This is a genomic window from Arthrobacter sp. N1, from assembly GCF_048288285.1.
In the GTDB taxonomy this organism is placed as follows: domain Bacteria; phylum Actinomycetota; class Actinomycetes; order Actinomycetales; family Micrococcaceae; genus Arthrobacter_D.
Window position 1 is genome coordinate 933,823 of sequence record NZ_CP102608.1, and the last position, 13,471, is coordinate 947,293.

Consider the following 13,471-nt stretch of genomic DNA (forward strand, 5'->3'; position numbering starts at 1 on the left):
CAGCGGGACCGGACCCTGGAACACCTTCACAGCTGCACCCCTGCCCTGCTCCACCGTTCACGGCGGACGACGTTCCCGGCCCGCATCACGTGCCGGAAGCGCATCATCTCCACGGCGCTGCGGGTCAGGGACGGCAGGGCGGCGCTCCGCGTCACATGCCGGTCCGCGACCTCCTCGTAGATGGAGGAGAGATTCCGACCCGCATCATCCAGTCCGTACCTGTCCTCCACCAGCATCCTGCCGAAGGATCCGAGCTGCCGTCGCCTGGTCGGGGAGTCGAGCAGGAGGAGCAGCGCGTCCTTCAGATCCCGGGCACCCCGCCCCCCGTCACCGAACCAGCCGTCCTGGACGAACCCGCGGGCGGAGCTCGGTGTCAGAACCTGCCAGAAGCCCGCTGCACCCTGCACGATCAGGGGCTTGCCGAAGGCCATGCCCCTGATCGCCGACCCACCCATCCCGATCACCACGTGGGCGGCGTCATAGACTTGGGCCGGATCCTCCTGGTAGCCGAGGATCTGCACGACCGTCCGCTGGTGATGTGTGTTGACGCGTTCCGCGCGCAGGCGCGCCTGGCGGTACCCCTCGCCGTCGCCGGCAATGAGCAGCCGGACGGGGTAGTGCTCCGCCAGCTGGTCCGCCAGGGCGATCACGGCGAGGACACCCTGCAGCTTCTCCAGCTCCGTGGTGAGCATGGACACCACGGAGATGACGAGCTCGCCCGGAATGACGCCCCACCGCGCACGGGCGGCGACGACATCCGACGACCGGTTGCGTTCCATGTCGACAGGCGGTTCGAGCAGGTGGACGCTGTGCCGTCGTCGCCCCTCCTCGGCGGCGAGGGCCGGTGTGCCGACGGTGATGGGGGTGTGTGTGGGCAGGAACTGCGGGACCTCCATCGACATCACGGACATGAGCACCGGTGTGTTGCGGCGCAGGCCCGCCCCGAAGGCGGCCTCGACGCAGGGCGCCCACTCGAAAGCATGCACCAGATCGATCCCGCGCTGCTTCACCACGTCTGCCAGCCGGGCGACTGCGTCGGAGCTGACGCGATCGGACCGAACGGCGCGGATGCGCTCGAGACCGGCGTCCTCGACGAGCTGCGCCAGGATACCGTCGGGCGCGTAGACGAGGACGTCGTGACCGTAACGACGCACGGCCGCTGCGAGTTCGACGGCGCTGAGCTGGCTCCCGCCCATGCCCAGCTGGTGGGGACACACGAGCACCCTCATGATGCACCGACCGGGAACGACGGAGCGGACTGTGCCACCGGCCGCGCGGTGCGTAGCGGCCTGGCCGGCACCCCCACCCAGGTCTCACCGGCGGGAAGGTCATCGAGGAGTGCGGCGGCCATGCCCAGAGTGCTTCCCGGTCCGACGCATACATGCTGGCGCACCGTCGAGCCCATCCCGAGGTACGCGGCGGCACCGACGTGCACGGCGCCCCCGAGGCGGACGCCCGCAGCAAGCGTCGCGTAGTCGCCGACGACGTCGTCGTGCGTGAGGACCACCTGCGGCATCGCGACCACGTGGTGTCCGACGGTCACCGAAGCCGTGAGAACCACCCCGGCGAGGAGGATGCTTCCGGCGCCGACGACCGAGCCTGAGCCGATTCGCGCGGTCGGATCGATGACGGTGGCGAACCGGTCGCCGGACACCCCCTGGGCGTGCAGACGTTCCACGGCGGATTCCCTGCCGCGACCCGAGCCGATGCAGACGAGGAACTGCACGGCAGGAAAGGAACCGGCGTCGTCGAGCGTGCCGAGGACGGGGACTCCCTGCAGGTGCGCGTGCTGCAGGTGGGGCGCGTCGTCCAGCAGTCCGATGACGGTATGCGAGCCGGTGGCGGTCACCACGGCGAGGACCTCCCGGGCGAGGCCACTCCCTGCGACGAGGACCAGGCGTGTCACCGGGTACTCCGGGATGCTGATCGGACGCAGTCGATGACGCGTGCCTGGTCGGATTCCGTCATCCCGTGGAACAGGGGGAGGATGAGCGTCGAATCGGTCAGGCGGTCCGTCACCGGGAGGTGGGCCCCGGAGCCTTCGAAGGCAGGCTGCCGGTGTGCGGCCATGATCCCGCGACGGGCCGAGATGTCCGCCCGGGCGAGATCCTCGAGGAGTCCGTCCCTGCCCCGAGGGAAACCGTCCAGCAGTTCGATCCAGAAGGACTGGAAATTGCCCGTACCCCAGGCCGGATCGCGGACGGCCCGGATCCCGTCGAGGTCGTCGAAGGCCTTGGTGTAGGTCGCAGCCAGCTCCCGGCGTCGGCGGACGATCTCGGGCAGGCGGCCGAGCTGGACGAGCCCGATGGCGGCCTGCACGTCGGTCATCCGGTAGTTGTAGCCGATCTCCCCGTACCGCTCGGCCGGCGCGAGGATGCTGGCGTGGCGATCAGCGGCCGAGACACTCATCGAGTGTTCCCGGAGTCTTGCCGCCCGCGTCGCCCAGTCCTCGCGGGACGAGGTGAGCATCCCCCCTTCGCCCGTCGTCAGGACCTTCCGGGGGTGGAAGGACCAGACAGCCAGTTCCGCCCCTGACCCGACGGGGCGGCCGCGGTACGTCGCGCCGGCTCCGCAGGCGGCGTCCTCGATGACGGTGATCCCCCGGGGGTCGCACAGTGCACGGATGGGACCGAGGTCGACCGGCACCCCGCCCTGGTCCACCACGATCACCGCCTTCGTGCGCTCCGTGAGGACTGCTTCGAGGGTCTCAGCGGTGACGTTGCCCGTCGTCGGGTCGACGTCGGCGAAGACCGAGCGCGCTCCCGCATACGTGGGGGCATTCGCCGTCGCGATGAAGGAGAAGGAGGGGACCACCACGTCGTCGCCGTCGCTGATCCCGGCGACCACCAGGGCGAGATGGAGTGCCGCCGTGCAGCTCGACGTGGCGACGGCGTGTCCCGCCTGCATCGTTCGCGCGAAGCTGCCCTCGAACGCTGCCACCCTCGGTCCCTGGGCGATCCACCCGGAGTGGAGAACCTCCGTGACGGCGTCTATTTCCTCCTGGCCCAGCCAGGGGGTCATGACGTTGATGCGGCTCATCGTGCCTCCACCAGGTTCCGCCCGGCAGCAATCTCCTCGCGCAGGGGACGCCACCATTCGACGAGTGCCGTGAGACCCTCGACGAGCTGCACCCTGGGGGTGAAGGTCAGGTCCGTCCGGGCTGCGGTCGTATCGGCGAGTCGCCGCGCCACGCCATTCACAGCCCTCTCCGGACCGTGCTCCACCCTCAGGTCCGAGCCCATGACGTGGAGGAGGCACTGTGCGAGTTCCAGGAGGCTGGTCTCGGTCCCGCTCGCGATGTTGTAGACGCCGTCCCGGACCTCTCCGGCGGCGGCGAGGAGGTTCGCCCGCGCGATGTCCGTGGTGAAGACGAAGTCCATGGTCTGATCGCCGCTCCCGAAGATCAACGGCGGCAATCCGTCGTCGATCCGTTCCATCCAGCGCACCAGCACCTCTGTGTACGCGCCGTGCACATCCATGCGCGGGCCGTAGACGTTGAAGTAGCGCAGGACGCAGTAGTCGAGGCCGTACATGGACCGGAAGCTCCGGAGAATCCCCTCGTTGAACGATTTGGCAGCCCCGTAGAACGTGTCGTTGTTGTGGTGGTGGTGCCGTTCCCCGGTGGGGAACTGCTCGGCCAGGCCGTAGACCGAGGCGCTCGAGGCGGCGACGAGCTTTCCGACGCCCGTGGACGCAGCGGCCTCGACGACGTTGAACGTGCCATTGACCAGGACGTCATTGGCCAGGCGGGGATCCTCCGCGCACTGGGTGATGCGCAGCGCCGCCTGATGGAATACCAGATCCTTGGCGGCCGTCAGGGCATGGACGAGATCCCGGTCCCGGATGTCCCCTTCGACCAGGCGGACGCGCCCGGTCGCGAGGGCGCCCTCGAGATTGCTCCGCCGGCCGCGGACGAGGTTGTCCAGGACGTCGACCTGATCCGCACCTGCTTCGAGCAGGTGGTCGACGATCGTGGAACCTATCGTTCCGGCACCCCCGGTCACCAGTGCCCTTGCTCCTTCGATCCTTGTCATGGCCGTCCTTCCACCAGTCCCATGTGCTCCGGGCGCTCGGTGCGACCGGCGTTCGCCAGGCTTCTGCTGGCGGCTTCCAGTACCGACAGGACACGGAGACCGGCGTGGCCGTCCGTGAGTGCCGGTCGGCGTCCCCGGATCGCCGCAGCGAACTCGGAGACCATGTCCGCGAGGGCCTCGCGTTCGGGAAGGGCGGGAGACCACGTGTCGCCGAGCCGGTAGGAGACCTGTGCCGCTACCCGCCGACTGCCACTGCCGGAGGCGTCGCGCCCCAGGTCGACACCGCGGTCGTAGACACTCAGCCGCTGCTGGGGGTTGAGGTCGTCCCACACCAGCGTCCGTTCGGAGCCGCCGATGACCACCTGCCTGATCTTGGTAGGGCTCAGCCAGTTCACCTGCACGTGCGCCATCACGGAGTTCGGGAGCGGCATCATGAGGTGACCGAGGCAGGACCTCCCCGTACCCAGGGGGTCGCCACCGAAGGCTGACACGTCGTCCGGGTGGAGACCTCCGGGGAGGATGAAGTCGAGGATGGAGAGATCGTGCGGAGCGAGATCCCAGAACACGTCGACGTCGGGTTGCACGAGCCCCAGGTTGATGCGGGTCGAGTCGATGAACAGCAGGTCGCCGAGCCGTCCGTCGGCGATGAGGTCCCGGATCTTCGAGACCGCAGGCGTGTAGCAGTACGTATGGTCCGTCATGAGCACGAGGGAGTTCATCGACGCGGCGTCCACCATCTCGCGCGCGCTCCGCACCGTGTCCGCCAGAGGCTTCTCGACCAGGACGTGCTTTCCCGCGAGGAGCGCCGCCATGGCGATCGGGTGATGCGTCCGTGCGGGCGTGGCGATGGCGATGGCATCGACGTCGGACGACAGCAGGTCGGGCAGGGACGAGAGTGCCCGGACCCCACCGAGAGGATCGGCGACGCGGTGGGCACGTGCCAGGTCGAGGTCGCAGACGGCGGCCAGGTCCCAGTCCACGCTCGATGCGAAGTTACGGGCAAGGTTGGGACCCCAGTAGCCTGCGCCGACCACGGCGACCCGCAGGGGCCTCCCGCCCGGGGTCACTGGTCCACCGTCCGGCCGTGGCTCGGCGCGACGCCCCGCGACCGGTCTACCCTGTGACGATCGATCTGCATACGACGATGTATGGCTTGACGCATACCAACCCCTCTTGGTACGGGCGAATGGTGCAGTGGGGCAAGCATATGAATGGGCCGAGGTGCTCACACGAGTAGTAACTACGCAGGGAGCGCCTCGACGGTACTCGACCTGCGGCGGTGCACCTGCGCCGCCCTGTCGATCCCGGGTAGCCGGTGGGAGGCCGGCCGCGCCCGCGGCGGTCCGCTGGTGCGGACGCATCCCGGGGACTAGGGTTCGGCACACCGGGAACCCAGGGGCGCTCCTGCAGGAGACGGGCCTCCTGCCAAGAGGTCCGGCCCGATACCACGAAGGAGTGGCCATGAACCGCATCGAGGACACCGCCGATGTCGCGGGTGACGCCGAGATCGGAGCCGGAAGCACCATCTGGCACCTGGCGCAGATCCGGGAACGCGCTCGACTGGGGGAGGGGTGCAGCGTGGGCAGGGGTGCCTACATAGGGCCGGGCGTGCGGGTGGGCAGGAACTCGAAGATCCAGAATTACGCCCTGGTGTACGAGCCGGCGGTGCTCGGCGACGGTGTCTTCATCGGTCCCGCCGTGGTCCTGACCAATGACACCTTCCCGAGGGCCGTCACCCCCGCAGGCGACCTCAAGGGCGCCGAGGACTGGGTGTCCGTCGGGGTCAGGATCGGAGACGGGGCCTCGATCGGAGCCCGGGCGGTGTGTATCGCCCCGATCTCGATCGGGGCATGGGCCACCGTCGCTGCCGGTGCCGTGGTGACGCGTGACGTCCCGGCACACGCGCTGGTCGCGGGAGTGCCCGCGCGCAGGATCGGGTGGGTCGGGAAGGCCGGGCGTCCGCTGACGACGTCGGACGGAAACCTCTGGACCTGCCCCGAGACAGGAGAGCGGTACACGGAATCCGACGGGGAACTGCATTCGGAGGCCTCCCTGGGCCGGATCCGCTCCGACGAGGGTGGCTGACGCCTCCGGTCCCGGTCGAGCGCCGCGGCCCGCCGCCGGCAGCTCCTACAGGGCCCGGCTGTCCCCGACCGTGACGGCGAAGGCGAGGACCGGGCCGTCCGTCGACCCGTGGGCGTCGGCGGCCGGCCGAACGATCAGGGGGGCCTCGCCGGCGGCAACGAAGGCGCTGGCGCCCCGGGGCACGAGGAGCGTCGCGTTCGGGGTGTCGAGCAGGACCGCCCCGCTGACCGCCAGGACCACCACGGGCCCGTTCTGCACGACCGGGACGTGCGCGGGGGTGAGGCTCTCGCCCGCCGGCAGCGCGCTGGTGGCGGAGCCGTCATCGGCGCCGTCGGCCGAGCGTCCTCCCGGACCTGCCGAGGGATCGGTCAGGAGGATCCGCTGGAGCTGGAACTCGTCGAACGGCGGGCGGTACAGCTCCTGATCGAGCAGCGTGAACTCGGCCACGAGCGACGGCGGCGCGAGCGGTTCGAAGACCACGGTGGCGAGGAGCTCGCCGGTGTCCACGTGCTTGGGGGTGAGCCCGCCGCGCAGGACGTTGTCCGACGACGCCATGACCTCGATCCCCAGGCCGCTGAGATAGGCGTGGATGTTCCCTGCCGGGAGGTAGAGGGCCTCGCCCGGATGGAGGGAGACGCGGTTGAGCAGCAGGGCGACGAGCACGCCCGGGTCACCGGGGTACTGCTCCGAGAGCTCTGCGATCGTCGCGAGGTCGCGGTCCACCGCGCCTGCAGGTTCCGCAGGGGATCCGGTGCCGGCCGCCCGGCGGGCGGATGCAGCGGCGACGTCCCGGACGATCTCCGCGGGCGCTTCGAGGAGTGTGGTGAACACCGAGCGGAGCGACGTCTCGCCGCCCGTGGCGAGGAGCGCCGAGACGGCGTCGAGGAGGTCGTGCGAGCGTGAGCCCGGCGCGACGGCGGCGGCGAGCACGGTGAAGATCCCGACGGACTCGGGCAGGGGCCGGAACCCGCAGAGCGCCTCGAACGGCGAGAGTGCGTAGATCATCTCCGGCTTGTGGTTGCGGTCGCGGTAGTTGCGGTGGGGCGCGTCGGCGGGGATCCCGGCGGCCTCCTCGGCGTCGAACCCTGCGCCTGCCTGCTCGAGGCTCGGGTGGACCTGCAGCGACAGCGCGGAGCCGGCGGCGAGCACCTTGAGCAGGAAGGGCAGCCTGCCGTCGTACCGGTCCGCCACGTCGTCGCCCAGCAGTGCACGGGGATCCTCGCCGATGAGGTGGTCGAGGCCGCGGCGCGAGCCGTCCGCGCCGACGACGGCCGAAGGGGAGTCGGGATGCGCGCCGATCCACAGTTCTGCCTCGGGGCCGCCCGACGGCTCACGGCCGAGCAGATCCGCGATGGCCCGCTCCGAGCCCCAGGCGTAGGGCCGGAGGGTGTTGTCGAGGAGGTGCATCGTCGGGGATCCTTCGGCTGGTGGGTCGGGCGGCGTCGTGCGGCGTCTCGGCGACGACGGCTGAGCTGGCTGGCTGCGGGCTGCGGCGGGTGGTCAGCCGCTCGGAAAGGGCATGCCGCGGTGGGCGGCCGTCATGCCGGGGAACACTGCCCGTTGTCCGAGAGCAGCTCGCCCAGCGTGAGGTCGTCGCCGATCGTCGCGAGTTCCTGCAGATACTCCTCGGTGATGCCGTCGTCGGTGCTCTGCGCGGGCACCTGAGCGGGTACCCGGGAGACGACGACGGCCCGTTCCAAGTGGAGTGGCGCCATGGCCGCGGAGTCGGCCCCCTGCGCGAACATGTCCTGCACGCGGCTGTGGATGGCGTCGAAGTCGGGGTAGGTCACGAAGTTCTCCGCGGGGGTGCCGAAGTCGGGCGGGCCTATGGTGAGGCGCCTCGTCTCCTGGCCCTGTGCTTTGAGTCCGAGGTCCACGAAGCTCGCCAGCTGGTCCTGGGGGATGTCGGTCTCGACGATCTGCGTCCCCGCGGCGGCGATCGACTGGAACCGCGTCAGGACGGTCGCGGGGTCGAGCTGCGCGATCATGGCCTGCTGGACGCACTGCTGGCGGGCGATGCGGTCGTAGTCCGTCACGAACTCCCGCGACCGCGCGTACCAGAGCGCGTGGTAGCCGTCGAGCGTCTGCACACCCGGCTTGATCCAGCCGTCCGGTGGATAGTGGCGGATCGGATCGGTGCCGGGGATCTCGCCCGCGGTGATCGGGACCCACCCGCCGGCATCGATCCGGATGCCGCCCATCGCGTCGACGAGTTGCTCGAAGCCGCCCATGTCGACCAGGAGGTACGCCTGGACGTCGATGCCCAGCACGCCGCTCGCGGCGTCCATCATGGCCTCGGCCCCGGGGTCCGCCGCGTCGGGGTAGAGGTCCGTGTAGTTCTGCGCCACCTCGGTGTAGAGGCTGTTGATGATGCAGGGGTCACCGCAGTTGTACCCGTCCGGGTAGACGTCCCACAGGGGGGAGTCGGCGGAGAACGGGGCGTTCTGGAAGTTGCGCGGGATGCTGAAGGTGACGGTCGATCCGCTCTCAGCGTCGACGCTGATCACGGAGATGCTATCGGGTCTGCGCCCCGTCCGGTCCTCCCCGGCGTCCCCGCCCATCAGCAGGAAGTTGTACCGGCCGTCCACCGGGTCGAAGGCCGGCCCGGACTGGAAGATGGAGCCCACCGTCGACCGGCCGACGGTGAGGACATAGGCGCCGTAGAGGAGTGAGCCGCTGGTCAGCAGCATCAGGAGCGCCAGGGTGGCGGCGACCAGCGGACGGACCCCGCGCTCGAGCAGGGGCAGGCGGATCAGCCGCAGCGTGTTGACGAACACGAGCGCCCAGCCCAGGGCGATGCCGAGCAGGACGACGATGAGGACGAGCGACCACCAGCGGTGGGTCACGATCCCGACGACGAGGGTCCGGTCCGTCACCGCGAGCACCAGTCCGAGGACGAGGAGTGCCCAGGCCGCGAAGGTGGTCCTCAGGGAGCGGCGTCCGAGCCGCCGGTCACCGGCGACGATCTGTGCCGAGCCCGGCAGGACGAGGGTCATGACGAGCAGGACGAACGCCCGCTTGGTGCGGACGGCCGGTGGCGCGGACTGCGGGTACCGCACCGGGTCGGTGAGCCCCCTCGTCCCCGTGCCGGGGGAGCCCTCGACCCGCGTCCCGGCGATCATGCGCCCTCCGCCGTCGAGCCGGCGACCCGGGTCCTGAGCGCGGCACCCTTTTCCTCCGCACTCACGCGCAGGGCGTCCGCGAAATTGACGAGGCGGTCGCGGAGCATCCGCGCCTCGGCGTCGGTCCCGGCCGCGAGCATCCGGACGGCGAGGAGGCCCGCATTGCGGGCCCCCCCGATGGATACCGTCGCCACGGGGACCCCTGCCGGCATCTGCACGATCGAGAGCAGTGAGTCCATGCCGTCGAGGTACCGCAGCGGGACGGGGACGCCGATCACGGGCAGGGGAGTCACGGAGGCGAGCATCCCGGGGAGGTGTGCCGCGCCGCCGGCGCCCGCGATGATGACGCGCAGGCCGCGCTCGTGGGCGGTCCGCCCGTACTCGATCATGGCCGTGGGCATGCGGTGCGCGGATACGACGTCTGCCTCGTAGGGGATGCCGAACTCGGCGAGGGCAGCCGCTGCGGCCTCCATGACCGGCCAGTCCGAGTCCGAGCCCATCACGAGTCCTACCTGGGCGTTCGTCACTGCGTTCCCTTCGGTCAATCCTGGTGGGTCGAGGGCGGCGCCGTGCCGTCGCGGAGGATCGCGGCGACCGTCGTGGCCCTCTGACGGACGGAGGCGAGCGGTTCCCCCGGGCTCGCCAGCGCGTTCACGTGGCCGATCTTGCGGCCCGGACGGACGCCCTTGCCATAGAAGTGCACTTTAGCGGATGGTCCTGAGGAGAGTGCCGAGGCGTAGGCGGCGTAGATGTCCGTGTTCTCCCCGCCCAGGACGTTCTTCATGACGGTGTGCTCCGCCACCGGATCGGTCGATCCGAGGGGGAGGTCGAGGACGGCGCGGAGGTGCTGCTCGAACTGGCCGGTCAGGGAGCCGTCCATGGTCCAGTGGCCCGAGTTGTGCGGACGCATGGCGAGCTCGTTGACCAGGAAACCGGGGTCCGTACCAGGCGTCTCGAACAGCTCGACCGCCATCACCCCGGTGACCCCCAGCTGTTCCGCGAGCTGGAGTGCCGCCCTGGTGACGGCGTCCGCGATGCCCTGGGGGAGGTGCGGCGCCGGGGCGAGCACCTCGTCGCACACGCTGTCCACCTGGATGGACTCGACGACGGGCCAGGTCACGGCCTCGCCGGAGGGTCGGCGGGCCACGAGGACGGACAGTTCACGGCTGAAGGGGACGAACTGCTCGACGAGCAGTTCCCCGCCCGTGAACCACGGCTCCGCCGCCGTCAGGGCTTCCTCGTCGCGGAGGACCAGCACGCCCTTGCCGTCGTAACCGCCCCGTGGGGTCTTGAGGACCACGGGCCAGCCGGACTCGGCGGCGAACGCCGCAAGCTCCGCAGTTCCCGTCACCGCACGCCAGCGCGGGTTCGGCAGCCCGAGCTCCTCGACCGCCCGGCGCATCACGAGCTTGTCCTGCGCGTGCAGGAGCGCGGCAGGCGACGGATGGATCACCACACCCTCCCGGGCGAGCTCCTCGAGGAGCTCGCCCGGGACGTGTTCGTGGTCGAAGGTCACGACGTCCACCCCGGCGGCGAAGGAGCGGAGGGCATCAGGATCCCGGTAGTCGCCGATCTCCGCGCGCGCCACGGCGGCGACGGCGGAGACGTCCGGTCCTTCCGCGAGGACACGGAGTTCGAGGCCGAGTTCTGTGGCGGGGCCTGACATCATGCGAGCGAGTTGGCCGCCGCCCACCACGCCGATCACGGGAAAAGTCACCATCACAGGGTACCCACGCAGCCTTCGGACGCCTTCATCGGGCGTCCGGCGCATGCACTGTCGGAGGGCGGCAGTGCGGGCGGGGGCGGGGCGGCTCCCGGTGAGCTCCCAGCCGGTGTCCGGCCGATTCCTGACGCGGCGATGTCATGATGCCCGTAAAATGGTCCGAAACACGCCATGCAAGGGTCAGCCGGGCGGTCAGCCCAGCCGACCCCCGTGTCGATCGATCCAGGGGAGCGCAGGAGCAGCACGCTTCCCGCGGTGCACGGTGTCCGTCCCCAGACCGCGGAGGTAAGCAGTGGCAGGAATCATGGACAGGATCAGGGGCCTCGCGTCCCTCTTCTGGCGCGAGGTGGCGAAGTTCGGCGCCGTCGGAGGTGTGGCCTTCGTCATCGACAACGGCCTGTACTGGTATCTGATCCACGGGCCGATGAGCGGCAGCGAGGTCAAGGCACGCTTCGTCTCGGCCGGCGTCGCGACGATCTTCGCGTGGGTGGCCAACCGGTACTGGACCTTCCGTCGGCGGCGTCAGCCGAATGCGGCGCGCGAGCTCGTCATGTTCGTCTTCATCAATGTCATCGGTATGGGCATCGCCGCGGGCTGCGTGGCGATCGCGAAGTACGGCTTCTCGGTGTCGGACACCAGGACCATCTTCGTCGTCGGCATCGCCGGCACGGTCCTCGCAACGCTCGTGCGCTTCGTCGCCTACCGCTTCTGGGTCTTCAACGTCGAACTCGACGAGGAACCCGAGTTCAGCCACGACCAGGAGATCCTGCACCCGCACGCCGCACCTGCCCCATCCACCCCGGAGGCGACCCGGCAGGGCGATCACCGCCCGGTCAGGAAGGCCCCAGCCGGTCAGTGACCCGCTCGCCGGCGAGCATGCGGTCGGTGACGGGGACGCCTTCCTCCACCAGCACGAGAGTCCCTTCCTCCTGCCACACCGCGAGGGCGACGGCGAGGGACCGCAGCGGATCGGTGCCGGCTTCGAGGAGCACCGTGGCCGGGCCCGCCGACCGGTCCGCGGTAGGGATGCCGGCCGGCGCCAGCAGTTCCGGAGCCGTGATCGCCCTCCCCGCGTGGACGACCAGGACGGGATCGACGGCGTCGTCATCCTGCGAGGACATCGGATCCCCGAAGAAGACGTCCCCGTGGGAGCGGACCTCCGCGGCGTAGTCGACCGCTCCGCGGGGGAGCGGCCCGTCCCAGCGCAGGGCGAGTGATCCCAGCGCGACGCAGGCCAGCAGCCTCGGCGGATCGAGCGGCGAGCGTTCACGCGAGGTCATGACGATGTCCGCATCGTCCGGGCCACTGCCTGTCGCCGGACCGCCGTCGCGCGCCTCCTCGGCACCGAGGACGACGACCGCCCCGACCTGCCAGCACGCGAAGGCCAGCGCCAGCGTCTTCCAGTGGGGCGGGAGGTCGAGCGCAATCCTGGTGGACGCGGTGGCATCGAGCTCGTCCACCAGCAGGTTGGCGCTCTTGGCCACCCAGTTGTCGAAGACACGGCCGGACAGCTCGATCCGGCCGTCGGTACCGTGCCAGACGAGCCGGGGTGACGAGGTGCTGATGGACCGCATCCTGGTCAGGACGTCGGCGGGTGTGCGTGGCATGAGAGCCTCTTTCGGAAGGGTCGGTCGACGGCGGCGGGCCGGCGCAGGGAGGGGCCGGACCGTTCGTCCGACGCGCCCGCCAGAACAGGTAGTCGGGTCGGCGTGGCGCCCGTGATTCTCCGGATCCGACTCTATAAGATCACCCCCGTCGCTTGACGTGCATCGACTTACACCCGTGTAATTAGACATCGGATTTGTTCCAGCAGCGGGGCGCGAGGGTCGACCCATGCTTGATGTTGGAACGGCAACACCGGGAAGGCTGACCATGGGGCAGGCAGAACGCACACAGGAACGACCAGACATCGCAGCGCAGGCTTCTGCCCGCTACGGCTCCAGGGGTGTTCCTGCCGACTGGTTCCTCGATCCCGCAGATCCGCTCGCCGGCGATCGCTACCGGGCGGGCTCGCTGTCCACGCTGGAGGACCAGGCCACCGCCTTCCTCGCCGCCCACGAGGCGCTCGCCGACCTCCCGGACATCGAGGAGGGTCCCAGCAGCCTGCTCGTCCTGCCGACCCCGGGTCCCGCCACCCCTCCTGTCCTTCCGGGCGTCCGCGAGGACGCCACGCCGTCGGCCGCACCGGCAGCCCGCCCCACCTGGATCGGGCTTCCCCTCGCGCCGGGTAACGTCGACGACGACGGCGAGCTGTCGTGGCAGGCCGACTCACTGTGCGCGCAGACCGATCCCGAGGCGTTCTTCCCCGAGAAGGGCGGCTCCACGCGTGACGCCAAGAAGGTCTGCGGGTCCTGCATGGTGAAGTCCGAGTGCCTGGAGTATGCCCTGGAGAACGACGAGCGCTTCGGCATCTGGGGCGGTCTCTCGGAGCGCGAGCGCCGCAGGTTGCGGAAGCGAGCGGTCTGATCCGGCACAACCTCCGCGTCACCGCCGTTGTCGTAGCCCAC

General features: G+C 70.1%; 13 protein-coding genes. 3 read left to right on the forward strand and 10 right to left on the reverse strand.

Annotated elements, in window-relative coordinates; translation table 11 throughout:
- Positions 1-26: 26 nt before the first annotated feature.
- From NVV32_RS04345 to NVV32_RS04365, 5 genes are read right to left on the reverse strand one after another with little or no spacing between them, the layout of a single operon-like run.
- The gene (locus NVV32_RS04345; protein WP_422391508.1) at positions 27-1,229 is read right to left on the reverse strand and encodes a glycosyltransferase; all 1,203 of its coding nucleotides are present in this window, start codon (positions 1,227-1,229) and stop codon (positions 27-29) included.
- On the reverse strand, positions 1,226-1,906 hold the full coding sequence (locus NVV32_RS04350; protein ID WP_422391509.1) for a NeuD/PglB/VioB family sugar acetyltransferase: 681 nt from the start codon (positions 1,904-1,906) through the stop codon (positions 1,226-1,228). The genes NVV32_RS04345 and NVV32_RS04350 overlap by 4 nt, the downstream gene beginning before the upstream one ends.
- Positions 1,903-3,039 carry a DegT/DnrJ/EryC1/StrS family aminotransferase gene (locus tag NVV32_RS04355; protein WP_422391510.1) on the reverse strand — a complete coding sequence of 379 codons (1,137 nt, stop codon included), beginning with the start codon at positions 3,037-3,039 and terminating at the stop codon, positions 1,903-1,905. The genes NVV32_RS04350 and NVV32_RS04355 overlap by 4 nt, the downstream gene beginning before the upstream one ends.
- Positions 3,036-4,034, reverse strand: coding sequence for an NAD-dependent epimerase/dehydratase family protein (locus NVV32_RS04360; RefSeq protein ID WP_422391511.1), 999 nt, complete (start codon positions 4,032-4,034; stop codon positions 3,036-3,038). The genes NVV32_RS04355 and NVV32_RS04360 overlap by 4 nt, the downstream gene beginning before the upstream one ends.
- Positions 4,031-5,101 (reverse strand): Gfo/Idh/MocA family protein, encoded by a 1,071-nt coding sequence (locus NVV32_RS04365; RefSeq protein WP_055770209.1) that lies wholly within the window; start codon positions 5,099-5,101, stop codon positions 4,031-4,033. Before NVV32_RS04365 ends, NVV32_RS04360 begins: the two co-directional genes overlap by 4 nt.
- Before the next feature lie 394 nt (positions 5,102-5,495).
- Here NVV32_RS04365 and NVV32_RS04370 point away from each other — a divergent pair, with 394 nt between their 5' ends.
- Entirely contained in the window at positions 5,496-6,119 is a 624-nt protein-coding gene (locus NVV32_RS04370) for an acyltransferase (RefSeq protein ID WP_055770212.1), read from the forward strand.
- A gap of 45 nt (positions 6,120-6,164) precedes the next feature.
- On the opposite strand, the gene manA is transcribed toward NVV32_RS04370, so the two are convergent.
- The 4 genes from manA to NVV32_RS04390 form a co-directional block, all read right to left on the reverse strand.
- On the reverse strand, positions 6,165-7,526 hold the full coding sequence (manA, locus tag NVV32_RS04375; protein WP_422391512.1) for a mannose-6-phosphate isomerase, class I: 1,362 nt from the start codon (positions 7,524-7,526) through the stop codon (positions 6,165-6,167).
- A gap of 131 nt (positions 7,527-7,657) precedes the next feature.
- Entirely contained in the window at positions 7,658-9,241 is a 1,584-nt protein-coding gene (locus NVV32_RS04380; protein ID WP_422391513.1) for an LCP family protein, read from the reverse strand.
- Positions 9,238-9,741, reverse strand: a complete 504-nt coding sequence (purE, locus tag NVV32_RS04385; protein ID WP_422391996.1) for a 5-(carboxyamino)imidazole ribonucleotide mutase — start codon at positions 9,739-9,741, stop codon at positions 9,238-9,240. The genes NVV32_RS04380 and purE overlap by 4 nt, the downstream gene beginning before the upstream one ends.
- 41 nt (positions 9,742-9,782) lie before the next feature.
- On the reverse strand, positions 9,783-10,961 hold the full coding sequence (locus NVV32_RS04390; protein ID WP_200914805.1) for a 5-(carboxyamino)imidazole ribonucleotide synthase: 1,179 nt from the start codon (positions 10,959-10,961) through the stop codon (positions 9,783-9,785).
- Positions 10,962-11,268: 307 nt separating this feature from the next.
- Here NVV32_RS04390 and NVV32_RS04395 point away from each other — a divergent pair, with 307 nt between their 5' ends.
- Positions 11,269-11,823: a GtrA family protein gene (locus tag NVV32_RS04395; protein WP_055770219.1), complete on the forward strand. Its 555-nt coding sequence runs from the start codon at positions 11,269-11,271 to the stop codon at positions 11,821-11,823.
- Here NVV32_RS04395 and NVV32_RS04400 read toward each other — a convergent pair.
- Positions 11,798-12,571: a TIGR03089 family protein gene (locus NVV32_RS04400; protein WP_055770222.1), complete on the reverse strand. Its 774-nt coding sequence runs from the start codon at positions 12,569-12,571 to the stop codon at positions 11,798-11,800. The genes NVV32_RS04395 and NVV32_RS04400 overlap by 26 nt on opposite strands.
- 265 nt (positions 12,572-12,836) lie before the next feature.
- Here NVV32_RS04400 and NVV32_RS04405 point away from each other — a divergent pair, with 265 nt between their 5' ends.
- Complete coding sequence (locus NVV32_RS04405; RefSeq protein ID WP_422391514.1) at positions 12,837-13,430, forward strand: WhiB family transcriptional regulator; 594 nt, start codon at positions 12,837-12,839, stop codon at positions 13,428-13,430.
- Positions 13,431-13,471 lie beyond the last annotated feature (41 nt).

What these genes read in the sequence shown, in the direction of transcription:
- manA (WP_422391512.1), bottom strand. Translation starts at nt 7,526, where the DNA reads ATGCACCTCCTCGACAACACCCTCCGGCCCTACGCCTGGGGCTCGGAG.
- NVV32_RS04390 (WP_200914805.1), bottom strand. Translation starts at nt 10,961, where the DNA reads ATGGTGACTTTTCCCGTGATCGGCGTGGTGGGCGGCGGCCAACTCGCT.
- NVV32_RS04405 (WP_422391514.1), top strand. Translation starts at nt 12,837, where the DNA reads ATGGGGCAGGCAGAACGCACACAGGAACGACCAGACATCGCAGCGCAG.
- NVV32_RS04345 (WP_422391508.1), bottom strand. Translation starts at nt 1,229, where the DNA reads ATGAGGGTGCTCGTGTGTCCCCACCAGCTGGGCATGGGCGGGAGCCAG.
- NVV32_RS04355 (WP_422391510.1), bottom strand. Translation starts at nt 3,039, where the DNA reads ATGAGCCGCATCAACGTCATGACCCCCTGGCTGGGCCAGGAGGAAATA.
- NVV32_RS04370 (WP_055770212.1), top strand. Translation starts at nt 5,496, where the DNA reads ATGAACCGCATCGAGGACACCGCCGATGTCGCGGGTGACGCCGAGATC.
- NVV32_RS04380 (WP_422391513.1), bottom strand. Translation starts at nt 9,241, where the DNA reads ATGATCGCCGGGACGCGGGTCGAGGGCTCCCCCGGCACGGGGACGAGG.
- NVV32_RS04400 (WP_055770222.1), bottom strand. Translation starts at nt 12,571, where the DNA reads ATGCCACGCACACCCGCCGACGTCCTGACCAGGATGCGGTCCATCAGC.
- NVV32_RS04360 (WP_422391511.1), bottom strand. Translation starts at nt 4,034, where the DNA reads ATGACAAGGATCGAAGGAGCAAGGGCACTGGTGACCGGGGGTGCCGGA.
- NVV32_RS04395 (WP_055770219.1), top strand. Translation starts at nt 11,269, where the DNA reads ATGGACAGGATCAGGGGCCTCGCGTCCCTCTTCTGGCGCGAGGTGGCG.
- purE (WP_422391996.1), bottom strand. Translation starts at nt 9,741, where the DNA reads ATGGGCTCGGACTCGGACTGGCCGGTCATGGAGGCCGCAGCGGCTGCC.